Source organism: Pedobacter sp. SYSU D00535 (assembly GCF_017355855.1).
Classification (GTDB): Bacteria; Bacteroidota; Bacteroidia; order Sphingobacteriales; family Sphingobacteriaceae; genus Desertivirga.
In genome coordinates, this window is the sequence record NZ_JAFEWD010000013.1 from 54,241 (window position 1) to 80,198 (window position 25,958).

At 46.7% G+C, this 25,958-nt stretch carries 15 protein-coding genes; 13 read left to right on the forward strand and 2 right to left on the reverse strand.

All coding sequences use genetic code 11. From position 1 onward, the window contains the following. The first annotated feature begins 139 nt into the window (after positions 1-139). From J4N23_RS18915 to J4N23_RS18935, 5 genes are all read left to right on the forward strand, one after another. Positions 140-1,084, forward strand: coding sequence for an NAD(P)-dependent alcohol dehydrogenase (locus J4N23_RS18915; RefSeq protein WP_207429408.1), 945 nt, complete (start codon positions 140-142; stop codon positions 1,082-1,084). A gap of 263 nt (positions 1,085-1,347) precedes the next feature. Next, positions 1,348-2,262: a hypothetical protein gene (locus tag J4N23_RS18920; RefSeq protein ID WP_207429409.1), complete on the forward strand. Its 915-nt coding sequence runs from the start codon at positions 1,348-1,350 to the stop codon at positions 2,260-2,262. Positions 2,263-2,687: 425 nt separating this feature from the next. Beyond that, a complete protein-coding gene (locus J4N23_RS18925; protein WP_207429410.1) occupies positions 2,688-4,007 on the forward strand; it encodes an LruC domain-containing protein in 1,320 nt (439 codons plus the stop codon). Positions 4,008-4,091: 84 nt separating this feature from the next. After that, positions 4,092-5,093, forward strand: coding sequence for a hypothetical protein (locus J4N23_RS18930; RefSeq protein ID WP_207429411.1), 1,002 nt, complete (start codon positions 4,092-4,094; stop codon positions 5,091-5,093). A 188-nt stretch (positions 5,094-5,281) separates the two neighbouring features. After that, positions 5,282-7,639: a PAS domain S-box protein gene (locus J4N23_RS18935; RefSeq protein ID WP_207429412.1), complete on the forward strand. Its 2,358-nt coding sequence runs from the start codon at positions 5,282-5,284 to the stop codon at positions 7,637-7,639. Positions 7,640-7,813: 174 nt separating this feature from the next. Here the strand turns inward: J4N23_RS18935 and J4N23_RS18940 are convergent, their stop codons facing one another. Next, positions 7,814-11,947: a hybrid sensor histidine kinase/response regulator transcription factor gene (locus J4N23_RS18940; RefSeq protein ID WP_207429413.1), complete on the reverse strand. Its 4,134-nt coding sequence runs from the start codon at positions 11,945-11,947 to the stop codon at positions 7,814-7,816. 224 nt (positions 11,948-12,171) lie between these two features. On the opposite strand from J4N23_RS18940, the gene J4N23_RS18945 reads away from it, so the two are divergent. The 8 genes from J4N23_RS18945 (at position 12,172) to J4N23_RS18980 (ending at position 23,855) form a co-directional block, all read left to right on the forward strand. Further along, complete coding sequence (locus J4N23_RS18945; protein ID WP_207429414.1) at positions 12,172-15,168, forward strand: SusC/RagA family TonB-linked outer membrane protein; 2,997 nt, start codon at positions 12,172-12,174, stop codon at positions 15,166-15,168. Positions 15,169-15,187: 19 nt separating this feature from the next. Then, positions 15,188-16,789, forward strand: a complete 1,602-nt coding sequence (locus tag J4N23_RS18950; protein WP_207429415.1) for a RagB/SusD family nutrient uptake outer membrane protein — start codon at positions 15,188-15,190, stop codon at positions 16,787-16,789. Between the two features lie 18 nt (positions 16,790-16,807). Then, positions 16,808-17,917 (forward strand): SusE domain-containing protein, encoded by a 1,110-nt coding sequence (locus J4N23_RS18955; protein ID WP_207429416.1) that lies wholly within the window; start codon positions 16,808-16,810, stop codon positions 17,915-17,917. Positions 17,918-17,981: 64 nt separating this feature from the next. Beyond that, positions 17,982-19,022, forward strand: coding sequence for a glycosyl hydrolase 53 family protein (locus J4N23_RS18960; protein ID WP_207429417.1), 1,041 nt, complete (start codon positions 17,982-17,984; stop codon positions 19,020-19,022). A gap of 34 nt (positions 19,023-19,056) precedes the next feature. After that, positions 19,057-21,627, forward strand: a complete 2,571-nt coding sequence (locus J4N23_RS18965; RefSeq protein WP_207429418.1) for a cellulase family glycosylhydrolase — start codon at positions 19,057-19,059, stop codon at positions 21,625-21,627. A gap of 245 nt (positions 21,628-21,872) precedes the next feature. After that, positions 21,873-22,589: a hypothetical protein gene (locus J4N23_RS18970; protein ID WP_207429419.1), complete on the forward strand. Its 717-nt coding sequence runs from the start codon at positions 21,873-21,875 to the stop codon at positions 22,587-22,589. Between the two features lie 349 nt (positions 22,590-22,938). Beyond that, a complete protein-coding gene (locus J4N23_RS18975) occupies positions 22,939-23,331 on the forward strand; it encodes a hypothetical protein (protein ID WP_207429420.1) in 393 nt (130 codons plus the stop codon). Between the two features lie 305 nt (positions 23,332-23,636). Beyond that, a complete protein-coding gene (locus tag J4N23_RS18980) occupies positions 23,637-23,855 on the forward strand; it encodes a DUF4287 domain-containing protein (RefSeq protein WP_207429421.1) in 219 nt (72 codons plus the stop codon). Between the two features lie 124 nt (positions 23,856-23,979). Here J4N23_RS18980 and J4N23_RS18985 read toward each other — a convergent pair whose 3' ends face one another. After that, complete coding sequence (locus tag J4N23_RS18985) at positions 23,980-25,917, reverse strand: glycoside hydrolase family 97 protein (protein ID WP_242689292.1); 1,938 nt, start codon at positions 25,915-25,917, stop codon at positions 23,980-23,982. Positions 25,918-25,958: the final 41 nt, after the last annotated feature.

A 25,958-nucleotide genomic window follows, 5' to 3' on the forward strand; every position in this document is an offset into this window, starting at 1 on the left:
TTAAGCATAAACTGTAACTCCTTGTACATAACGTTGTCTATAGGATGATTAAGTCTGAAAGGATGCTTCTACAATTGGACGAAGGGGTGGGAGATTATAGAAATGTGCATCTCTGCAGGCATCAAAACGGACATACTGTATGAAAGCATTTACAAGAAAACTATACGGAGGACCTGAGGTCCTTCAATTGGAAGAGGTAGAAAAACCAACACCGCAAGCAGGTCAGTTGCTGGTGAAGGTTGCTGCTAACTCGGCTAATCCGGCCGATTGGCATATCCTGAGGGGGACTCCCATCCTGGCACGCTTCGCTTTCGGGTTATTTAAACCCCGCTCTAAGTTTATAGGCGCCGACTTTGCGGGTGTTGTCGAAGCAGTAGGAGAGGGTGTAACACAGTTCAAGGCAGGCGACCGGGTGTTTGGCGAGACGCTTAGAGGTGGTTCTTTCGCCCAATACACCTGCGTGGCAGAAAAAGAGTGTGCGCAAATACCCGAAGGACTAACCTTCAGGGAGTTAGCTTGTGTTCCTGTTGCGGGGCTTACCGCGCTGCAGGCGCTCATCACTCATGGAAAATTACAGAAAGGCGAATCCGTGTTGATTAACGGTGCTTCCGGTGGGGTAGGACATTTTGCCGTGCAAATTGCTAAAGCCTACGGGGCGAAAGTTACAGGGGTATGTTCTGCCAAGAATGCTGCCCTGGTGGTGGGCCTTGGTGCTGATCAAGTGATCGCCTACGATCAGGAAAACATCCATCAGCATAAGGGAAAATATGACCTGGTTGTTGATACCCATGGTAACCTTTCCCTGGCTGATTTCAGGCGTATGGGACAGCGGGGCGTGATGGTCGGCTTCACCTCCATGCCGCACATGCTATCGGTAATTTTCAAAGCAAAGCTGAGCAAGTATCCCTTGGCACAATTTACAGCTGAGACGAATACACCAGATTTAGAAACGCTAGCTTCGCTGGTGAAAACTGGGAAAATAAAAGTTCATATAGACGCTACCTATTCGCATCAGGAAATTCCTGAAGCCATTGGCTACATTGAAGCTATGCGAACGAGGGGAAAAGTGGCGATGGTTTGGTAGAGACTGCGGAATCGTTGCAAGGGCCTGGTGTTTTTGGTGAAACTATGGAGCTAAGTGGCGTCGGCTGGCCTGAATCTCCGTATACTCACAGAAGCCTATTTCCATGTGGTACTAGCAGTGCTGTTGACAGCCCGTAAATTAACTCTTATCTTTAGTGTCTCGATCGCGGGACAAAGAGGATCACCGCCCCTTCCGGTTAGTGGACAGATCTATTTTCGCGCGGTGAGTCCACTAGCGACTGCTAAATACTATCACAATTACTCATGAACATCAAGATCATTAGCCTTGCTGCGCTCTTCTTCTTATCTTCCTGTTTGCCATCACCTTCCAGCGTGTTATCCCTATTACTGAGTGATCCCGACACAGGCATTGTCGGAAAATGGGACTTCCGTACCAGCTATCTGCCAGGGCAGGAAGATGGATTTAAAGCGGGAGAGGTAAATGTTTCTGTAGAAAATCTTGTAAACAGCGACTATATCGGCAGTTACTATGTCTTCAATGCTGACGGCACCTATCGCTCTTTGCATACCGAGGGCCTCACGGAAGAATACATTGAGGGCAGATGGAGTTTCGACGAAAAAGACTCTCTCCTCCGTTTTGAGACGAACAAAGCAACCCAGCAAAAAATCTTCAAGGTTAATTATCTAAAGAATAACAAACTAAGTTTATCTGATGTGCGTCCGGCGGAGCAGGGTAAAAAAACATCCTACCTCGACAAGCTGTACACGGAAATAAGCCATCACTACACCTTTCAGGCAGATGAAGACGTGGTGGATACAGAACATGACTACACCGTTAGAGAAGCAAATGACTGGCGTATAAAGCCTCAAAAGCCTGAAACTGACGGGCAGATCAGAGAAAGGATAGCGGCCAACATTGACTACGCCATCATGTATCTGGACGCTCATCTGGAGTCTAAAAAGAAAAGCATCCGGTACGCAGGTTTGGCTAGTCCATTTATGTTTGCTTCAAACGGCATTGCTTTACACCCGATGGAAAGAGTAAAGGCATGGAAAGATATGTTCTACAGCTATGAGCAGGCTGTTCTGGGCCACGGTTTTCTGAAAGAGGCCTTCGCTACGCATATCAAAGTTCCCGAGAATAAATCTCACGTCGAGCTACAGCGACACCTTTTAGTCGAAATAAAAAGACAAGTCCTAAAGCGAAACAGTATTTAGGGCACGCTCCCCTTCGGTCATCTGACAACTATTGCAGATTTGGAAGGATGACTGCTTTTGAGAAATTCCAAAAAGTCAACTCCTTACCTTGGTTATCAACATACCGCTAACCTTAATTACCGAAATTAGGATTAATATGACCTGCAACAAAATTCAATAAACGAGGCAGGAGAGAGAACATTGCGGAGTTCAAGATGAAAGCGTAGCCTAGCCCGCCTGTAACCCTAAACACAATAACCATCGGAAGCGTACGCCTATTCCTCGAAAGGAAGCAGAGGTGCCGCCCTTTTAGTTCCTGAAAATCAGGTCTATGTATCCGTTTCAACAAATATGTTACAACTTATATAAACAATTGCTTTTTACGCAAGTATTTAAAAGAAACGTTAGCCTATGTGAACTAGTGTTAATTAATTAAAGTCCTATCTATGAAAACAACTAATTCTACCAAATGGAGGCATAGCGTCTCCGTACTTGGCTTTGCCTTGCTTGCCGTCTTTGGAGTGGTAAGTTGCAGCGATGAAGAAATCGTCAATGCAGAGCTTAATTCCCAATCGCTTTCGGCGAAAAAAAACAGCAGCTCTCTCATGCTCAATGAGGTCCCCGAACCCTGTATCAGCCGCTGTCTGGTTGCAGGACAACATACGAACGTAGGTTCGGTAGACGTAGCGGTAAATAGTGGCGGTGATATTCTTGTTACTTACAGAATCACAAAGCCCAATATTTATCTGCTCGAAATTCACACAGATGTCTTTAAAAGCATCGAGCAGTTTAAGCAGGAAAAGAAACTAAGCAACGGTGGCGCAACTCCCGGGAAGTTTGCTTTCAAACAGTCCTGGAGTGCAAGTGCGAAGGTGACTAATTACACAGTTACGATCCCTAAATCTTACGTGGATAAATACCTGGGATCCACCCGTTGCCTCAATATAGCAACGCATGCAGCGCTGTCAAACGGAGAGACGGCATGGGGAGGGCTTTGCGCTGATTCTCCTAAGGGGGTTACCCTCGACAAGGCTAAACAGTTCCCAGGAAAGAATTGGTCCGTTTACTTTGAATTCTGCATGGATGAATGTAAGGATATCATCGATTTTACTTATGCCTGGGAAGACAAGAGAAACAATCAGAATGATGCCGACTACAACGACATGGTAGTGCAGGCCGACGTGATAAAGACTCCCGGCGAATTAAAACTTACCTTTTTAGCAACAGCGCGTGGCGCGTCTTATGATCATAAGTTTAAAATTCGTATTCCGAAGCAGGGAATCACCGGAGTCTTCGGGCAAAATGGTGAACCGCAGAATGTGGTATCAAGCGGAAGCGACTATATTATTACCGTCTTCGAAAGTACTAAAACGGCGTTACCTGCCGGAAATGCCTGGGGATTTGCCAATACCATGCTTACTGAGAAGTGTGCTCCCTTCGCATACAAGGAGCTGGTACTAACGGTCGATAACAGTTTCCCCTACAATCCGGCCAAGCCCTATATTCCTTTCATTACAGTCTATACCTCCGGAAACGTTCAAAGCGGACCAGGATACGATCTATCCATATTTGAACTTTCAGGACGGGATACCTGGGTTGATCCAAGCGGAAAAGTATACCCGAACGGTATCCTGATTCCGAAAGATTGGAGATGGCCGATCGAAAAGCAGCATATCAAAGGTCCTTACCCGAACTTTTCACAACCGAACTGGGCCAATTATCTTGCTGACCCATCTCTTACTTTCAATAAAAGCAGGTGTAATTAAAATAATTTAACAGGAAGGAGCTAACGTTTACACCGTCGCGGCATTGCCGGGCGGTGTTTTTTATCCAAATCATACCTAATTTATATGCAACTTTTTACTCTTATTCATATCTCCCTCGAAGAAGAAAGCATTCAAAATAATTTTGTAACAGGAGGCACAAAGGCCCAGATAGCCTTGTACATCAACTGTGCCTGCAGACTGGCAGAGTCACTGGCCGTACAAGGGTTATCGCTGACAGTTATAACTAATGATCGGGAGTATATTTTGACGCACTTGGCTAATCCTCCTTTTGCCATTGTTCAGCTTCCTTTTGTTCAAAATGTGCCTTCAGGAATTCGCTTCTATTCTGCACATTATAAGTTGCAGGTGTTTAAGTATTTGGCCGGACTAGATAGCGGCTATCTGTGCCTCATTGACTCAGATATTGTTTGTGTTAATAAGGTCCCTGTTGCATTACGATGCGCAGCTGCTAACCAAGAGCCTTTGTTTTACGACATCACCCGGCAGGTTGTTCCCAAGCTGGGGGTAAAGACTATCGTGGATAATAAACAGAGGTTAATCAATGACAAATGCGGGCCGACCTGGGCTGGAGGAGAGTTTTTAGCGGGGCCTCCGTCCTTCTTCGCTGAACTTTCTGAGCTTTTGGTCCCGATAGAAAAACGCTACTTTTCGAACTTCCAGTCGTTCGTGCATCAGGGAGATGAAATGGTGGTGACCGCTGCTATTGAGAAACTGAGACGACGAAGAACTCTGGAGGATGCCGGTCTTAACGGAATTATTACAAGATACTGGAGCGTCAGGCCGATTCATCAGCAGGGATCGGTGGATAAAATCAAGACTAGTTTTCTAATACACCTTCCATCAGATAAACCTTTTCTCGCCGGTAAGCCCTTTACCACTCCGGACGAGTTCTTGAAGAGATATGAGCGCTATGTGGATCGTAAGCGGGTTTTTCGTTTTTGGTTTGGTCCCTTTATTCCTGCATTAAAAACTGTACTTATATCCGTGCCGAAGATGAGTCGCTATCCTTTAACAAAAGTTTTAAGTCAATTCTTTTTTCGGAAGAGTAAGGAGTATGCAAGTTAGAACTCTTTTCTCCCGGGGAAGCTTCCTGAGCACAGGTTTTATCGCCAGCATTTTTCAGGAAGCGGGAAGGAGCCGATTCTGAAGTTCGATGAATTGTATTTATTCCCGGTTTACTTATCTCGTACACTCCTGTAAAAATCTACGGAATCCCAAACCTCCGATCTTTTGTTTAGTTTGCCTAGGAAACCATGCGACCCAACATGCAATCAACTACCGTCATATATGCCAGGGGTGAGATGGCCGACAGAATCCGCTCGTTCAACTGGTCGGGCACCTTCCTCGGTCCGATAGAAGCCTGGCCCGCACCATTGCTCGCCACCGTGAACCTGGTTCTTGATTCCGGCTTTCCCATGTTTATCTGGTGGGGAAGGGAAGAGAAAATTCAGTTTTACAACGATGCTTACCGGCATATTCTTGGCAGCCCCGAAAACAGTAAGCACCCTCTAGCCCTAGGCCAGCGGGGCGAAGAATGCTGGAAGGAGGTCTGGCCGGTGATCAATCCTTTGATCGAGCGGGTTCTGCAGACAGGAGATGCCGTCTTTCTTGAGGATCAACTCATTCCGATCTATCGCAACGGTCGGTTAGAGGATGTATACTGGACATTCTCTTATAACCCGATCAGAGAAAAAAACGGGACGCCGGAGGGGATTTTGGCCGTATGTACCGAAACCACCAAGGCCAAGCAGTTGCTACAGGAGAACGAACAACAACTACAGCGCGTAATGGATCATATGGCGGAAGGAGTGGGCATTACAGACAGGGAAGGTCGCATTATCTATTCCAACCCCATGGCGCATCAGATTCTCGATACAGCGAGTGAACGTTTTCCAGAAAGGAAGAGTAATTCGGCCGAATGGTACAATACGCACCTCGACGGTCGTCCCATGGCCGACGAAGAGCACCCAACAATGGTTGCCATGGCGACCGGAAAGCCGGTGTTCAACTATGAATTTGCCATAGAGCGTCCGGGTACGAGTCGCATGTATTTAACAATGAATGCAGCGCCCATTACAGACACCAACGGAAATATAACCGGGTCGGTAGGAATGTTTATCGATATTACAGAACGAAAACAAACAGAAGAAGCGTTAAAGTCGGCCAAAGAGGCGCTGGAACAGCAAAAGCGACTGTATGAGGCTATCACTTCAGGTACCCCAGACCTGATGTACGTGTTTGATCTGAATTACAAGTTCAGCTATGCCAATAAAGCCTTGCTCGATATGTGGGGAAAGACGTGGGAGAGTGCCGTTGGCAAAGGACTCCGTGAAAACGGGTATGAAGAGTGGCATGCTCAAATGCACGAGCGCGAGATTGACCAAGTGGTGGCTACCAAACAAGCCCTTCGGGGAGAAGTATCCTTTCCTCATGCTAATCTGGGAAAGCGCGTTTACGACTATATCCTGGCGCCGGTACTTGACGAGAATAGCGAGGTAGTTGCGGTAGCCGGTACAACACGGGATATCACCGAGATCAAAAATGCCGAAGCTGCCATCATGGAAAGTGAAGAACGTTTTCGGATGATGGCCGAAGGAGCAGATGTGATGATAGCAGTAGGTGATGAAGCAGGCAGGGCAATTTATTTTAATCAGGCATGGAGCAAGTTAACCGGCATCACAGGAGATGAACTGCTGAAGTTTGGCTGGGTAGATTTGATGCACCCCGACGACAAGGAGCGGGTACTTGCTATTTTTTCAGCTGCACTCAAAGAGCAAAAGTCTTGGGAATGGGAGTTTCGGATGCCTGACGCTAAAGGAGAATACCGATGGTTGCTGTCCCGGGGGCTTCCACGCTTGAGGTCAGATGGAAGCTTTGCCGGCTATATTAGTTCAACCATAGACATCCACGATCTTAAAGAAAATGAGCAGCGCAAAAATGACTTTATCAGTATGGTGAGCCACGAGTTGAAAACGCCCTTAACCTCCACTATCAGCTACGTGCAGGTGGCACAACGGAAAGTGGTAGCGGCTGGTGATACACTTACAGCGGGCATGCTGCAGCGGGCAGTCCGACAGCTTGGAAAGATGACCACACTCATTAACGGATTCCTGAACGTGTCGAGGTTAGAAGCGGGTAAAATCCATATTGATAAGAAAAAGGTGGATCTGGCCGTATTGGTAAAAGAGGTCGAGGAAAGCATTGTGCCCGAAGCAAGTTTTCACCACATTATTTTTGCGCCTGTAGAGGAAACTTGGGTTAATATTGATAAAGATAAAATCGAACAGGTGATAAACAATCTGATCAGCAATGCTACCAAGTACTCGCCCCCCGGAACTACGATTAATATAGCATGTGTAACCAGGGAGGAGCACGCATTTTTTAGTTTAAAAGATGAAGGAATGGGCATTAGACCTGAGGATCAGGAAAAGCTGTTTAGTCGGTTTTACCGGGTAGCAGGAAATGAAAAGGCCATCCCAGGATTTGGTATTGGATTATACATCTGTAAAGAAATTATAGAACGGCACGAGGGAAAGATAGGTGTTGAAAGTGATGAGGGCAAAGGCAGCACTTTTTGGTTCACCCTACCAGTGTGTCAGAACAGCAAGTAGAAATACGAAGTTAGTGATACCAGGGCTAGATCGGTAGCATCAATGTATTTTTCCCTTGCTTCGGAAATTGTACCACTTGCCTTTGTCTCACGCTATTACTAAGTCGGGAAAGACTTGGGAATAACTCTTGTTTGAAGCAATAGCCCGGACAGCTTTGTGCGTTTCACATGCTTTTCAGGCCTTCTTCAGATCCTGCAAAAACTGACTTGGAGTTTTGCCAAATTCTTTTTTAAATGCTTTAGTAAAATACGACTGCGTCTGGATTCCTACCCGGTACATCACCTCCGTAAGCAAAACATCGTCGTGCGTCATAATCTCCAGGGCTTTACGAAGGCGGATGGTACGGACAAACTCGCCTGTTGATTGCCCCGTAATGGATTTAATTTTCTGGTACAGCTTGGTGCGGCTCATCCCAATCTCCCTGCAAAGAAAATCGATATCGAGGTCTGGGTTTACCAGTTGAGACTCAATAATTTTCAGTAATTTATCGATAAACTCTTTGTCTTTTGTAGAGTGCGCCAGCTCCCTCACTTCTGCATGATGGTCCTGCGTATAATGGTCTCTTATTTTTTGCCTCTGGGCAAAAATGTTTTTGATAGTAAGCTGTAACAGCTGAATGCTGACTGGCTTGGTGAAGTAGTAGTCCGAACCCGATTCAACTCCCTCAATTTCGGCTTCTGTACTGTTTTTTGCCGTCAGCATCAAGAAAGGGATGTGGCAAATCTCGATATCTTCCTTTACCCGCCGACAAAACTCGATTCCATTCATGCCCGGCATCATCACATCGCTTATAATCAAGTCGGGGAAGGTCTCTTTTGCTTTCTCGATGCCAGCCATGCCGTTTGCCGCTTCGCTGATTTTATAGACAGCGCCAAGGGTGCCTTTTAAAAAGGACCTTAGTTCTTCATTGTCATCAACCAGCAGGATGTGCTTTTGTTGATTACCTGAATCCTGATCCCAACTGCCTGGCTCTTCGGGGTCCTCCGGCAAGCTGATGACGCTCTCCAGCCGGGTGCCGGCTTCGTGTTCATTTTGTATCCATCGCTCGTCCTCCGAGTAGTCATCATTTCCACATGGAAGAGAAATGACGATCTCTGTGCCCTCGTTCTTTTCACTCGAGACCAAGATGCTACCTTTATGCAGCGTGGCAAGACTTTTCACGAAGGCGAGTCCAACCCCTGAACCCAAATGAGTGTCGGTGATCCTGTAATACCTTTCAAAAAGGTGATTGATCGAGTCTTTAGAAATTCCGATGCCGTTATCTGCCACCCGCAAGTGGATATACCTTTTCCCCGCGTAGCTGTTGGGGATGTTTAGGCGATTTGTAAACGAGGGACTAAAGCTTCGCAGATCCGTAAATAGCTGTAACGTTATTCGTCCTCCTTCAGGGGTGTATTTCAGAGAATTATTGATGAGATTCAGGATGATCTTCTCCACTACATGGCGGTCAAACCAGATTTCTTCCGGTATTTCCTCTTTGATCACCTCAAACTGAATTTTTTTATCCGCAGCTGAGTCTCTGAACTCGTCAGCAATTTCGTCCAGGAACAGCGAGATATTCCCCTGCATTACCTTTAACTTCAATGCCCCCGCTTCCACTTTTCGGAAGTCCATCAGCTCGTTGATAAGATTCATCAGACGCAGTGTGTTACGGTGCATCGTCCTCAAATATTGTCCGATAGCAGGAGAGGTATTCTCTTGAAGGAGCTTCTCAAGAGGGCCCAGTATCAGCGACAGCGGAGTTCTGAACTCGTGCGAGATATTGGTAAAAAACAGCAATTGTGTTTGGTGAATCTCCTCTCGTTTCGCTTTCTCCAGCTCTTCTAATTCCAGCGTCCTCTTAAAGCGATAGGCCCGGTAGGCCGCTGCAAGTACAAGAATCAGTACGACGACGCGAAACCACCACGTTTCCCAAAAGGGAGGACTGATGATGAGGGTGACGGCCGTCCCCTTTTTATTCCAGAAGCCGTCGTTATTGGATGCAATCACCCTGAAGGTGTAATTGCCCGGATCGAGGTTCGTATAGGTAGCAGTATGTTTATTGCCCACGTAATTCCAGTCTTTCTCGAAGCCTTCCATCTTATAGGCATACTTGTTCTCTTCAGGCGAGATATAATTCAGTGCGGCAAAGTTGAATGAGAAGACCGATTGATCGTAGGAAAGCCTGATTTCCTTTGTTTGGCTGATGTGCCTGCTTAGCGGAGATCCTTCGGCACCGATCGGTACCGGTTTGTTCCCGATGCTGAAACTGGTGATGAACACAGGAGGGATGGCTCTGTTGTAACGGATGTGTCGGGGATGAAAGATATTTAATCCTTTGTACCCCGAAAAATACAACTTACCGGCGTTGTCCCTTGCAGCAGCATTCATCAGGAATTCATTACCCTGCAATCCATCTTTTGGAGTAAAGCTTCTCACGGTTTTGCTGTCTGGGTTGAAGCAGCAGATCCCTTTATTAGTGCCCAGCCAGAGATTCCCCTCATTATCTTCCACAATGCTATTGATAACGTCGTTTGGCAGTCCGTCTTTTTGAGTAAAAACTTTGAACGTTCTCCTTTGCCTGTCCATCAGGTTAAGACCATTGGAGGTCCCTACCCAGAACCGGCCTCTGCGGTCTTCATAAATGCTGATCACCGTATTGTGGCTCAGCGTGTTTAGATTGTCTTTTTCATGCCTGAAGTGGACGAAGCTGTTCGTTTTGGGGGAGTAGAGATCGAGACCCCCGCCACCCGTTCCAATCCAGATCCGTCCCGCCCGGTCCTCGAAAATCGTATAGATTAAGTCGCTGGCCGGGCTGCCTGGCTTCGTGGGGTTATGCTTGTAATTTGTAAATGTTTTGGTTCTGTGACTAAATCTGCTCACACCTGTATTCCAACCTCCAGACCAAATATCTTTGTTCTGATCCACCAGAACAGTGTTTAACTCGTGGCCTCCGATGCTGTTACGTCCTTCCCTGGGAAGGAAGTGCGTGAAGGTGTGTTTCTTTTTGTCGAAAAATGCCATCCCACCCCGTCGGGTTGCTAAAACAAGGGTGTCTTTATTAAGCTCTTTAATAGAGTAGATGCCTACCTCAAACCGCTCGATGTTGGGGTTAGGGTAGTACGTAAATTTATTATTTTGCGGATTGTAGCTGTAGAGTCCGTTCTCTACCACCCCTAGCCACATAAGTCCGTCCTGGTCACGGGCCACAGACTCCACCCCGGGAAACTCTGCCTGAGGGAACTTATTATACAGCGGGAATTTCAATAGCGAAGCACTATAGTAGTTCACTCCTCCGGCCCAGGTTCCTACCCAGACGTTTCCCTGTTGGTCTTTCAGCAGCGAGTGTATGGAATCGTGACTGAGGCTTGCCGGATCAGCAATGTTCGGCTGATAGGTAGTAAAGGATCCGCGTCGAGTATCAAAAACACAAAGGCCTCCGTTTTCTGTTCCAATCCAAAGCATCCCCGGTTCTACTTCAGTAATAGATCGGATATCGTTATGAGGCAAGGAATTGGTGGTTTGCGGGTTGCTGGCAAAGCCAGGGTCGGCCTTGTAAGTCGTGAAGGACGCCTTTCTGCCGTTATATAGAGCAAGTCCGCCTTCACTCATCCCCACCCATACTCTCCCTTTGCCATCCTGGAACAACTCGTGAATTACCCGGCTTTGAAGGGATTCCGGATCTCCCGGCCTTACAGGAAAAGATGTTAATTTCCCACTCTTCGGCTCAATCCTATAAAGGCCGATTTCGGTTCCCAGCCATAAAAAGCCCAAATTATCTTCCAGAAGCCTGTTTATCCTGATACTATTCAGGCGATTAGACCACCTGCTGAACTTCCTGGTCCTTTTGTCGAAGCGATAGAGCCCCTTGTTTGTGCCTATCCATAGTTGGCCTGTCTTATCTTCTATAATGTCTCTAACCTCGGTCGGCGTTCGATCAGGGTTATAGTGCTCGAACGTCTCTGTTTCGGGTGCAAAGCGGTCTATACCCTCGGCTGTTCCAATCCAGAGGTTTCCCCCTCTATCTTCAAAAACTTTATTGATAAGGTTTTCGCTGATGCTGGATCTGTTTCCGATTTCATTTCTGTAGATACTGATGTTTTTGCCATCATACCTGTTGAGTCCGTCGCGTGTGCCGAACCAAAGGAAACCGAGGCGGTCCTGACAAATAGTTTGAACCGTATTGTTTGAAAGTCCCGACTCCGTTGTGATATGCTGAAACCTCAAGCGTTGTCTTTGCCCGTAAACATCCGGCCCCAGCACGAGTAGTTGAATTGTTAGGGATAATGCGAATACTAACTTATGAAAGCGGTTTCTTTCGACTGGCATTTACGATGGATAACTGGAGGATATTTAAGGCAAATTAAACAAAATATTGCTCGTCCCCGCTCTCCCTGTTAAAAACCTGCGCTTTCCTTTATTATGTATGATAGAAACAAAAAAAAGAACGATAGAATAAGGCTAAAACCGCCTTAGCGTGGTTATTTGCAGGTGTAGTTTCCTGGTTCGCCAGCAACTCACAGAACCAATTTGATATACCTAACTAATTATTTATGTACAGTTTTACCAACTATTTCAAGAGTAATTGGCTTTTGCTTACGCTATTGCTCAGCATCGTTTGTATTGCTGATGTGTCAGCCCAGCAGATAGCAGTAAGAGGTGTTGTGACTTCAGCCTCCGACGGTACAACGCTGCCGGGCGTAAGCGTTAGGCTGAAGGGAGGCAATGCCGGAACTTCCACTGCAGCTGATGGAAGCTACCGTTTGAACGTGCCATCTAACGGCACTATAATTTTTACTTTCGTCGGATTTACCACTGCCGAAGTTCCCGTCGACGGACGAAGCGTTATTAATGTCCAGTTAAGAGAGGAGGCACAATCACTAAATGAAGTGGTGGTGGTAGGGTACGGAACCACGCGAAAAAGCGACCTGACCGGCTCTGTCGCGGTGGTAAGTTCCCGCGACTTTCAGAAGGGAAATATCACCACACCTGAACAACTTATTGTTGGTAAAGTTCCGGGGGTCTCCATAACTTCTAACAGTGGCCAGCCCGGGGCGGGCAGTACGATTCGCATTCGGGGTGGTTCATCCCTCAATGCCAGCAACGATCCCCTTATTGTGATAGACGGGGTTCCTTTGGAGAATTCATCCGTATCAGGGGCGGCAAACCCTCTTAGTTTTATCAACCCCAATGATATTGAGTCATTTACTGTGTTGAAGGATGCCTCGGCTGCAGCTATCTACGGCGCCCGGGCGGCAAATGGGGTTATTATCATCACTACCAAAAAGGGGGTGGATGACAGGTTAAGGGTCACATTTAATACGGTAAATTCGGTATCCGACGTCGCCCGCTATGTAGATGTACTTAGCGCCGACCAGATCCGGACAATTGTAAATGAGCACGGGAGCGCAAATCTGAAGGCTCGTTTGGGGACAGCCAATACTAACTGGCAAAAGGAGATCTATCAGGCGGCCTTCGGTACAGACAACAGTCTGGGTATCAGCGGGGGTATAAAAAATCTTCCCTATAGGCTCTCATTAGGCTATCAAAACCAGAGCGGCGTGCTGCGCACGGATAACCTGCAAAAGGGCTCCCTGGCGCTGGTGTTAAACCCGTCGTTCTTCGATAAGCATCTTAGCCTTAATGTGAACCTGAAGGGGAATATGCAACGCGCCCGTTTTGCAAACACTGCTGCTATTGGCGGTGCCGTAAGCTTTGATCCCACGCAGCCGATCAGAACGAATAGTCCCCGCTTCGGTGGATACTTCGAACATCTTGACCCTACCATAGCTACCGGCCTGGCAAATTTACAGGGAAGAAACCCGCTGGGATTGCTTTATCAGCGCGAAGATATTGGTACTCCTGTCCGCAGCATCGGTAATATTCAGGTCGACTATAAGTTTCACTTTCTTCCTGAGCTCCGTGCCAATCTAAATTTGGGTTATGATATCGCCAGGGGTAAAGGAACGGTATTTGTAACGGACAGCGCCGCGGCGGAATACATTGTTGGCGGGGCCGGCGGATTGAATAATCGCTATCAGCAGAACAGGAACAACACGTTGCTCGACTTCTATCTCAACTACTCAAAAGAGATCAAATCAATAAAAAGTAGGGTAGATGTGACAACGGGCTATTCGTATAACGACTTTAAAACTAAGTTTTTCAATTTTGCCAGCTACAATGCCAGAGGTGAGAAGTTTCCCAACTCTGATCCGATCTATCCCTATGACATTCCCCAGAACCGGCTTATCTCTGTCTTTGGACGGGCGAATTATAGCTATGACGATAAGTATTTGCTCACAGCTACTTTGCGTCGCGATGGGTCTTCCCGCTTTGGTGCCGATTATAAATATGGGCTGTTCCCGTCCCTTGCACTGGCCTGGACTATCGCCAATGAACCGTTTTTGAAACAGCAGGAGGTAATTTCGGATCTGAAGCTTCGGGTGGGCTATGGTGTGACCGGACAGCAGGAAGGAATTCCTAATTACGGCTACCTGGCAAGCTATAACTTAAGTCAGAATTCAGCCACCTACCAGTTCGGTAACACCTATTACCAGATGTACCGGCCCAGCGGCTATGTTTCTGATATCAGGTGGGAGGAAACTTCAACCACCAATATTGCTATCGACTACGGTTTTTTAAATAATCGCATCAGTGGCAGTATCGAGTACTATTACAAGAAAACGAAGGATCTCCTGGCTAACGCGCCGCAGGCTGCTGGTACTAACTTCTCTGCAACAGCTTTCCAAAATATCGGGAACATGGAAAACAGGGGAGTGGAGTTTAGCATTACGGCCCAACCTATCAGGAGCACTGATTTTAGGTGGGATGCTTCCTTCAATATCACCTATAACAAGAACAAGATCACTAACCTCACACTTGTTCCGAATGACCCCAATTATCTGGGAGCTCCAACCGGAGGCATTGCCAGTGGAGTAGGCGGACAAACATCTCAGCTTCACGCAGTTGGTGGCAGCAGAAATACTTTTTACTTATTGAAGCAGGTATATGATGAATCTGGAAAACCGATCGATGGTGTATTCGAAGATTTAAACGGAGACGGTTTAATTACCCTTAATGACCGGTACTTAAGCAAAAGCGCCATGCCTGATTACTTCCTGGGCTACAGCAACAATATCACTTACAAAAAATGGAGCACCAGCTTTGTGCTGAGAGCAAACATCGGGAACTATGCTTACAATAATAATTATAGCGCAACGGGTACGTTGAGGCAGGTAACCGGCTCACCGGTGATATACAACGCGTCTGCAAATTACCTGGAGACTGGTTTCAGAGGCAGCGACTTCCAGATCCTCAGTGACTATTACCTGCAGAACGCATCCTTCCTCAAAATGGATAATTTGAGCCTTACCTACAACGCGGGTCAGCTATTCAACCAACGTGCAAATCTGCAGGTAAGTGGAATTGTTCAGAACGTTTTCACCATCACGAAATATAAAGGGCTGGATCCCGAAGTTGGATCAGGGGTAGATGCTAATCTTTACCCGCGTCCACGCGTATTTTCCGTAGGCTTGAATTTAAGCTATTAATCTTTAAGAATATACCAACATGAAACGCTATTCATATATCATAAGTGCAGTGCTCATCCTTCTGACGGTGGGTTCATGTACGAAGTTGGAATTGAAACCAACCAATGACCTCGTAGCGGACGATGTCTATTCTACACCGCTCGGCTACAAACAGGCGCTGGCAAAAGTTTATGGAGCCTTTGCCCTTACAGGAAATGCTACCACAGGTAGCCAGGACATTCCGGTTGAAATCATCAGAGATGAGGGAAACTCCGACTTTCTACGATTATTCTGGAATCTGCAGGAGCTTACCACCGATGAAGCCGCCTGGTCATGGCCGAATGATGCAGGTATACAGGGTCTGCATGAGATGCGCTGGTCTTCCATCAACGCAATTGCTAACGGCCTGTACTTTCGCTCTTTCTTCCAGATTACGCTTTGTAATGATTTCATCCGTCAGGCTTCGGATGAAAGTATCAGTAATAGAGGGATCAGTGGTGCCGAAGCCGACAATATCAGAAGGTACCGGGCTGAAGCAAGATTCCTGAGAGCATTCCAATACTGGGTGTTGATGGATCTGTACGCAAATCCTCCATTCGTTACGGAGGAAAACCAAATAGGCTCAGGCGAGTTACCGCGTCAAATCCAGCGCAAAGACTTGTTCAGCTACATCGAATCAGAATTGAAGGCGCTGGAAACGGAACTTGCGGAGCCCCGCACAAATGAGTATGGAAGAGCAGACAGGGCGGCTGCGTGGGCACTTTTGTCGCGGATGTATTTAAACGCCGAGGTGTATACGGGCACTGCAAGGTATACAGATGCTATTACCTATTGTAATAAGATTATCGCGGCGGGTTATACTTTACATCCCAACTACCGGGAACTTATGCTCGCTGATAACCATCTGAACACAGACGAGAACATCTTCACCATCAACTACGATGCAACGTATACCCAGAATTATGGAGGTACTACTTACCTGGTTCATGGACCGGCTAATGTTCCGGCAGATATAACCTGGTCCAGCGGCGACTGGGGCGGTCTGCGTTTTACAGAGAATTTTGTAAATCTTTTCGCCGATAAAAGTGGAAATACCGACAGAAGGGCGCAGTTCTATACAACCGGCCAGTCTCTTGAAATGACTGAACTATACCTCGAAACCGCCGGTTATTCAAGTACGAAGTTTAGAAACGTGACAAGGACAGGTGCGCCAGCTCCTCATATAGACCCTGAAAGGTTATTTTCAGATATCGACTTTCCTTTGTTCAGATTGGGAGAGATCTATCTGACCTATGCCGAGGCGGTTCTCAGGGGAGGATCCGGAGGAAACGCGAGTACGGCGTTGGGTTATATTAATGCCTTAAGAACCAGGGCTTATAACGGAAGTACTGCGGGCAATATTTCGGCATCACAGATGACGTTGGATTTTATCATTGACGAAAGAGGACGGGAGCTTTACTACGAAGCAATCAGGCGAACGGACTTGATCCGCTTCAATCGGTTTACGACAGCGGCGTACTTGTGGGCTTGGAAAGGCGGTGTTAGAAACGGAGCAGCGGTGTCGGATAAATTCAATGTGTTCCCGCTTCCGCCGACGGATCTGTCCTCAAATCCGCACTTGATCCAAAACAAAGATTATTGATCGATTTATAGAGAAGATATGAAAAAGATATTCAGTACGTACCTGTTCATCGCTTTTGCAGCCTTCTTGCTGAGCAGCTGCGAAAGAGATATGGAACAAACTGTTCTTGTGACTCCCAGGGCTGTACCGGGCTTTACAAGCAGCGCAAGCAACGTGGTATTAAGCGCGGCTACCGATGCTAATAACGTGGTTACTTTTAAATTTACGGCTCCTGATTATGGTGTCAGGGTTTCTCAGTCGCACACGCTGCAGTTTGCCCTGCCTTCTGACACCACTGGTGCAAACGCCTGGGGGAAGGCTATTGAGGTGAAGCTGCCTACCGACAGTACTCAGAAAACATTTACCGGTAAGGATTTTAATTCCCTGCTGGTAAATCAGCTTAAACTGCCCACTGGAACTCAAAGCACTCTTGCAGTGCGCATAAAATCAGAAGTAAGCCAGCCAACCGGTGAAGCCAGTACCGTAGCGCCGGTATACTCAACCCTTACCATGACTGTCACTCCCTATCAGGCGGTGGTTATATACCCCGCTTTATTGGTACGCGGAGGCAACTCGTGGATCACACCGGCAGCCCGCACGAACGGCTTTGTACTTACCTCGCCCAATTTCAACAGTAAGTATGAGGGATACCTTTACTTGCCCAATGCTAATGGTTGGGGAGGCGATGCTTTCAAGCTTGAGTCGACCACTAACGGTAAGATCTATGGATGGGGAACCAGTGCTACCACCCTTTCGGAGGGAGGCGGTAATCTTTGGCTGACTCCTGCACCCGGATACCTGAAGGTAAATGCTGATCTCGACGCGATGACGATCAGTTATACGCCTGTTCAGTTTTATGTTTCCGGTGATTTCAATAACTGGAGCACTTCAGCTACACCTATGACCTACAATCAGGCAACAGGAAAGCTGGAGGCGAATAATGTCACGCTAACTGCCGGAAGTAAACTCGCTTTCACAGCCAACGGAGGCTGGGACCTCAGTTATAAGGTGGATAATGAAGGTAAAATAACGTTCTCAGGGCCTCCGGGATGGGGAGGAAATAACATCACCGTGCCCCGGTCAGGAACATTTAAAATTGTTCTCGATCTGAGTCAGGGAGCTGGCAAGTACACGTATTCCATAGAATAGTTTTACCAGGATGACTGTATTGGCCTCAGGCTGGTACAGTCATCCTTTTTTAACCAATGATAGTATGTGCAAAATTTACAAGGTGATAGGGCTGGCGCTGTTGGTGGTTCTGACAAGCTGCAAGAAGAATAATATACCGACAGAGGAACCAGAGCCAGAACCTCCAGTACAAGAAACTGCTTTTGCGAAAGGGGCAGACGTGAGTTGGATAACCGAAATGGAGGCCTCAGGAGTGAAATTTTACAATAACGCCGATACGGAGCAAAACTTGCTTCAGATTCTTAAGGACAAAGGAATGAATTCGATCCGTCTCCGCGTTTGGGTCAACCCGGCAGATGGCTGGAGTAATCCTTCCGATGTGCTGAATAAAGCCAAACGAGCCAAGGATATGGGTTTCAGACTTATGATCGATTTTCATTACAGCGACTCCTGGGCCGACCCTGGCCAGCAAACAAAGCCGGCTGCCTGGCAGGGACAAAATATTACAGGGTTGAAAACTTCGGTTTATAATCACACCAAGGAGGTGCTGACAAGTCTAAAAAACAACGGCATCACTCCTGAATGGGTGCAGGTGGGAAATGAAACCAACAACGGGATGCTTTGGGAGGAGGGAAAAGCTTCCGTCAATATGAAGAATTTTGCGGAGCTGGTACTTTCTGGTTATAATGCTCTAAAGGAAGTGAGTCCTTCGTCCAAGGTGATCGTTCATCTTTCCAACGGGTATGATAATTCCTTGTTTCGATGGATGTTCGATGGACTGAAAAATAACGGAGCCCAGTGGGATGTGATTGGCATGTCTTTATATCCAACCGCTTCTGACTGGCAGGCGAAAAATAATCAGTGCCTTAGCAATATGAACGACATGGTTGCCCGCTATGGTAAAGAAGTAATGATTACAGAGGTGGGGATGCCGATGTCTGAAGCTACAGCTGCAAAAGCGTTCATCTCCGATCTGATTACCAAAGTAAAATCGCTTCCCAACCAGAAAGGGCTCGGCGTATTGTACTGGGAGCCCCAGGCTTACAATGGATGGAAGGGCTACCGCTTAGGCGCTTTTGACGACAGTGGACGGCCAACAGTAGCACTCGATGCTTTTAAGGATTAGAGAGGACACACACACTATCAACTTGTTAAAAAATATGAGAAGAATTTTCAGTGCCCTGATGTTTGTATTTGTACTGTTGGGTTGGGCCAGCAGTACTTTTGCACAGGAAAACGCGGGGATTTATGTCGATAATAAAGGGACCATTCGCTGGAATGGAAGCAACAAGGAAGCTTCTTTTTTTGGAGTGAATTACACAGTTCCCTTTGCTTACGGGTACCGTTCGCATAAATTGTTGGGCATCGACATTAAAACCGCTATGAAGCAGGACGTCTATCATATGGCCCGCCTTGGGCTGAACGCCTTCCGCGTCCATGTCTGGGATACTGAGATTACCGATTCTGCCGGCAACCTGCTCCAAAATGAACACTTACGTTTGTTTGACTTCCTGATTGCTGAATTGAAAAAGCGGAAGATCAAGATCCTGGTAACCCCCATTGCTTTCTGGGGAAATGGATATCCCGAGAGAGACGAAAAGACACCTGGCTTTTCTGCCAAATACGGCAAAGGTCCCTCTGTTGTGAAAGAAGAGGCAATAAAGGCCCAGGAGAATTATATGAAGCAGTTTTTCAGGCATGTAAACCCCTACACCAAACTGAGTTACAGGGATGATCCAGATATTATAGCGACCGAGATCAATAACGAGCCTCATCACAGCGGTCCGAAAAGCGGCGCCAGTGACTATATTAATCGCCTTGCTGCTGCTATCAGGAGTACCGGCTGGACAAAGCCTGTTTTTTATAACATCAGCGAATCTCCTTTTTATGCCGATGCCGTTGCTAACGCGAATATTAATGGCGTGAGTTTCCAGTGGTATCCAAGCGGCCTGGTAGCAAATCAAACCCTCAAAGGTAACTACCTTCCTTACGTAGACAAATACACCATTCCTTTTGATACCATACCTGCCTTTGCAAATAAGGCAAGAATGGTGTACGAATTCGATGCAGGAGATATTCTTCAGCCAGTAATGTATCCGGCAATGGCCAGAAGCTTTCGAACTGCCCGGTTTCAATGGGCAACCCAATTTGCGTATGATCCGATGGCTACCGCGTATGCCAATACCGAGTACCAGACCCATTATTTGAATCTTGCTTATACGCCGGCAAAGGCAATCAGTTTCCTGATTGCCAGCAAAGCTTTTCACTCGGTTCCTCTAGGGAAAAGCTATGGAAGTTATCCTGCAAGCAACCAGTTCGGGAACTTTCGGATCGATTATAAATTGGGACTGAGCGAGATGAATGCAGAGCAAGAATTCTACTATTCTAATTCAACCAATTCGAAACCTTTGTCGGCATCAAAACTGAAGCATGTTGCAGGAGTAGGAAGCTCTTCGCTTGTTCAGTACAGTGGCTCTGGTGCTTATTTTTTGGACAAGCTGGAAAATGGTATCTGGCGCCTGGAGGTGATGCCGGATGCTGTTCAAATCCGGGATCCTTTTGAAAAAGCATCGCCTCAAAAGGAGGTCACTCGCATTGAATGGAAAAATCAGACCATGAAAATAGCTCTGCCTGATCTGGGAGCTATATTTGAGCTGAGGCCTCTTAATCCGAATAATCGATTTTCAACAACCGCTAGCAACTCACAATTTACGATAACCCCAGGTACCTACCTGGTAGTAAAAAAGGGTAAATCGGGCAAGGACTTTTCCCGTTCGTCTAGCCTGGGAGTATTGGGTTTAAATGAATTTGTGGCTCCGGAGCCGGTAAGTAAAGAGGTGTTCCTTCGCCACGAGCCTTATGCAACAGTAAGCAGTAATCAAGCCCTGCAGTTGAAGGCGTTGGTCGTGGGTGTTGGTGCGGAAAGCAAGGTGACCTTGTACATCAACCAATTGGGGGGAGAGTACAAGACTATCGAGATGGAACCTGGAAAGAACAATGAATATAGGGCTCTATTACCGGCGGAATTCATCAAACCGGGACTTCTGAACTACCGCATTGCCGTGAAAAGTGGTGACGACTATAGAGTCTTCCCGGGCAACCATAAGGGAGATCCCTGGGCCTGGGATAATTATCAGCAGGAGACCTGGAAGACATTTGTTGCTCCTGCCGGGGGCACTCTGCAGCTTTATAACGCTACTGAGGACCAAAATATCCGGCTCATTCCAAGTTGGGACCGAAACATAAGCGTAAGTTATACCGCCTCGGATAAACCAAGTCAGCTGCTTTATTCTGTTTACACAACCAAGCCGCCCGCGCAAAACATCCTCGGTTTCCAGCATTTCATCGGAGATAAATTAGAGGGAAGGCAGGCTGATCTGTCTACGTTCACCCATCTACTGGTTAAGGCTAAAAGTACTACGGGAGAACCATGCAAACTTAAAATTGCATTGATAGATAAAGATGGCCAGGCGTATTCGTTCCCACTTGACCTTAAAAATGATTTGACGGAAGTTCGTGTGCCACTTGCATCTCTTGTTCCAGACGCTGCGCTGCTCCTACCCAGGCCCTACCCAGGTTTCCATGCACTGTTATTTCAACCTTCTGTTGCCAACACGATGCAGCTGGCAGATCTGGAGAAGCTGGAAATAAGTGTGACAGGTGATAAAACTGCATCTCAAAATGGGAAAGGGTTGGGTTTTGCGATTGAGTCAGTCTCCCTGAGTAAATAGAAGAATCAGAAAGGATAAAACGGAATCATCTGTTCAAAATCACCGGACGGCTGGCCTGTTCGAATCGCTGGACGGCTAGCTTAAGCCTTAGGAAGAAAGTTTTTCTTCCCAAGGCCCGTTCTTATAAGTTGACCAGAAGCTTCCGCAGGGAAGTTGAAGTTTAAATGTTTAGATACTGAATAGTTTTCCGGATCAGTAATAAAAGCGATTGATTCGCTAACTTTAAACGTCCAAATAAAACGCATATGAAAACGAAACGTATTCTGATTGTATTACTGATGGTGTTCTCCTTTTTTGATTCGTCTGCTCAATCGAACAGTACAGCCATCACAGGCGCCTGGCAAACAAAAGAGGCAGACAAAGAGCACGTATTAATTCTGCAAGACGGCTTTTTCTTCCATACTGCTTATAACAAGGAAAATAAACGATTCGTTTTCAGTCAGGGAGGAAGGTATACGCAAAATGCAGAGGATCTGACCGCCGAAATTTATTTCAGCACTGTAAATAGAGAAGAAGTTGGGAAGAAGTTCAACGCTTCGGCATCGATCACCGGAACGACGCTGAGGCTGTTCGTGAATGGTCAAACTCTGACTTGGACACGGTTAGATGACGGCTCGGCTCCCCTGGCCGGCACATGGCGCATCACTTCCCGCATGCAGGATGGAAAGCTGAGTCCAATTCATCAAACAGGTGCCCGCCAAACGTATAAGATTTTATCGGGAACCCGTTTTCAATGGGCAGCCATCAATCCTGAAACGAAGGAGTTTTCAGGAACAGGCGGAGGGACTTATACCTTCCGGAACGGAAAATACACCGAGAATATCGAGTTTTTCTCCCGGGATAGCTCCCGCGTCGGCGCTTCTCTGACCTTTGATGGAAAACTGGAAAACGGCGAATGGCATCATAGCGGTTTAAGCTCGAAAGGGGCTAAAATCTATGAGGTGTGGAGCCGGGTGAAATAGCGTAAAAGGGAGTCTCGCAGGTATTATTCTTGTGGTTGTGGAGCCTCGGACAAATCCCCGGCATAGTTAGCTACCAGACTTATCGTAGGTCGACTCCGCTGTGGCTGAATTAGTTTCATCAAACTAACTAGGTCAGCTTTTCTTTTCCTTTTTTTCTCGTATTGCTCCGGGATATGCACCTACAATTCCTACCAATTCAATAAAGGTAATTCGTGGCAACATCCTATAGGATTTGGTTAAGTTCTTATAAGGGAGGAGCTGGAGCTTCTCCTAACTTTATGAACTAACCGGTCTACTTTGTCTATCAGGAAACAAACATAAACTAACTCTAAAACTTAAATTTAAAATTATGAAAGCAAAAAAAGTGTTACTAACTGTTGCTGTTGCATGCCTTTTTATGATTGTAGGTGTACAAAAAACATTAGCTCAGAACGTTCAGGTGGGAATTCTGCTTCCCTACAGCGGAAATTATAATAATTGGACACTTACTTTTACTAACGAAAGCACTTACGAGGTTTTTTACTTTGAAACTGATGATTCAAATTTTACTTCACAGGTGTTGGGCTCCTTGCCTGCTGGCACTTATACGATTGAGTTTAATAGCGGGTATTTTCCTGCAGGCTTCGACTTTGGCGTGTGTGGAGATAACTACTACAAATTTACAGCCCGCAATGATGCCTTTACCTGGTACCATGCTGTAATTGACTCTTCTACCTACATCCAAATCGATGAAGGATACTAGGAACGGATAGAATACCTGATCCTGATAGTGAACCGTAGCTTTAGCTGCGGTTTTTTTTTAAATACGCTCTACGGATTTTTAAGCCTATTGTGCGGCCGGTATTCTCTTCAGCGATTGAAGGAATAGAATATTAGCGCCTTTAATCGATTCTATTCCCGCCAGTTATGGATTCAAGAAGCTCACGACATTGTCTCATTAGTCACGCCATCTCCCGCAACTAGCCTCTTAATTATTTGCGATCTTATGTTCGTCGTATTAACTTAGAGTTGTTTTCACCTTTAGAACTATAGCTAAATCAGCATCCTATGTCATTTCAAGCATACCTCGACAATATCAAAAGCAAAACGGGTAAAGGTCCGGAAGATTTTAAACAGCTTGCTGAAGAGAAAGGCTTCCTAAAGGATGGAAAGCTCGTTCCGACCGTTAAAGCTACCGAAATCACTAACTGGCTAAAGGAAGATTTTTCACTTGGACATGGGCACGCAATGGCCATCTATGCAGTCTTCAAAGGTAAAACGGAGTAAGCTGCTGTGGGATTTGCCTATCACGATGTACATCTCGTCAGAAAAGACAAGCAGGCCTATGGCTTCCAGCCGCAGGCTTGCTTGTCCTATCATGAAAATTTGTTAGTCAGGTAAGGGAGTGCTTTTAAAAAATAACAGCACCACCACCGGGCATCAACCGTAGTTTCACTTTTCCGTTTTTGGGAACTCTTATTTTTTGTATAGCGGCATCACCGCCTTCTTTGTCGTATATCTGGTTCAACTCCCGGCCGGCAAGCATGGGCAGCGTCACTGTTAACTCTTTTACCTGCTTTTCTCCATTTGCCGCGGCAACATACCACTTATCACCTGATCTGCGGGCCAGTACCACATATTTGCCAGGATAACCGTCGATAAAGGCGGTCTCTTCCCAGGTGGTGGGAACTTGCTTCATGAAGTCGATCTCGAAAGCCGGAACGTCGCTCAGGTTATTGGGGGTGATCCCAAACATTTGAACCGGATTCTGAAATAGAACCGCTGTTGCCAATTGGAAGGCGTCGCTGGTCAGGCGCTTATTTCTCGCTTGGTTGTTTTTGACCAGGTATTTGTTCAGCAGCGTTCCCCCAAACTCCATGCTCCCCACCGCATTCCGGATAAAGGGATGCAAGGTCGCGTTGTATGCTTCCTCTTTTCGGGTACTTTCATTGAACACCAGCATCTCGGAGGCCAGTACTGCTTCGCTTCCTACAAAATTGGGGTACATCCGTTCCCAGCCTCTTGGCAGGGTGGTACCATGAAAAATGATCATCAGACCGTAATCATTGGCATCGGAAAGGATATCTTCATACAAACGCATCGTCTCTTGCTTATCGCCACCAAAGAAGTCCACTTTTAACCCCTTTACTCCCAGTTCACGCAGCCATTTCATTTCCTGTTTTCTGGCTACTGACGTGTTCATTTTATTACGCGGACCCTGCGGAGCATCATTAAAGCCACCATTAGAGTTATACCACAGGAACACATCTACGCCTTTAGTCTGGGCATACTTAATCAGCTCGCGCATCCGCTCCTTACCGATGTTTGAGTCCCATAATGCATCGATCAGAATATACTCGTATTTCAAATCAGCAGCCAGGTCGATGAATTTTACCTGGTCTGCATAATTCATACTGTTATCCTGCCAGATGATCCAACTCCAGGTAGACTTGCCGTATTTATACTTCTGGGAAGCCTCGTACAGGGGCTCTACGACACTAAATGGAATGGTGGTTTCCACAATGGGCTTCAAATTGTCACTAACCGTGATGGTTCTCCAGGGCGTAACCCCCGGTAATGACAATGCGGCGCCTGTACTTCCGAATCCGTTATTGTGTTTCGGATTAGGATAAGCTACCGTGTAAACTCCGTCTTCTGACAGCTCGCTCAGATGGGACGCGCAGTACAAACTGCTTACGCCTGTTTCCGAAACCAGCACCCATCCGGTATTGCCCACCCCGAATAGTCCTGGGAAAATATATCCCTCCTTCGCAGGTTTTTCTTTGCGCATTGGTGCATCTGCCACGTAAGGGGTTTCATAACTGGGAGTGGTGCGGGCCCAGCCAGCCATTGGGTCCATCATGGTGGAGAGGAAGGTGATAGTAGCGGCAGGAAACTTAAATCCGGTTGCTTCTTTTTCTACCACACAAGCCAGGGTCTCCTTCCAGGATGGAAGTTCATATCGGAAGGCAATATCATTATTGCTCACTTGGAATACTACAGTGATCTTCTTACCCTGAGCGTTCTCCAGGTCCAGACTAAGCTTATTGGCAACATAGTGTACCTCGGCTGTCTTGATCCGATCCTGGGTGTATTTTTTATCGACAGTGCCTTCGGTCTTGCCCAGGTATTTCATACCCGAACTAAAGTCGCCTGCATTGGTTGTCAATCCGAGCGGTGAGTTTTCCAGCATGGGCTTTCCTTTGTAGCTGACGGAATAAAAAGGCTTTCCATCACTAATCTGGAAACTAAGTCTTAATTGTTTGTCGGGACTGCTTACGGCCACTTCCTGTGCAAAGAGGCCTGTAAATGTCAGCCAAAGCAGGAAACTTAAAAATGATCGCTTCATGATACTCATCTAGCTGTATATTTTTTATGTTAGTTTGGTTT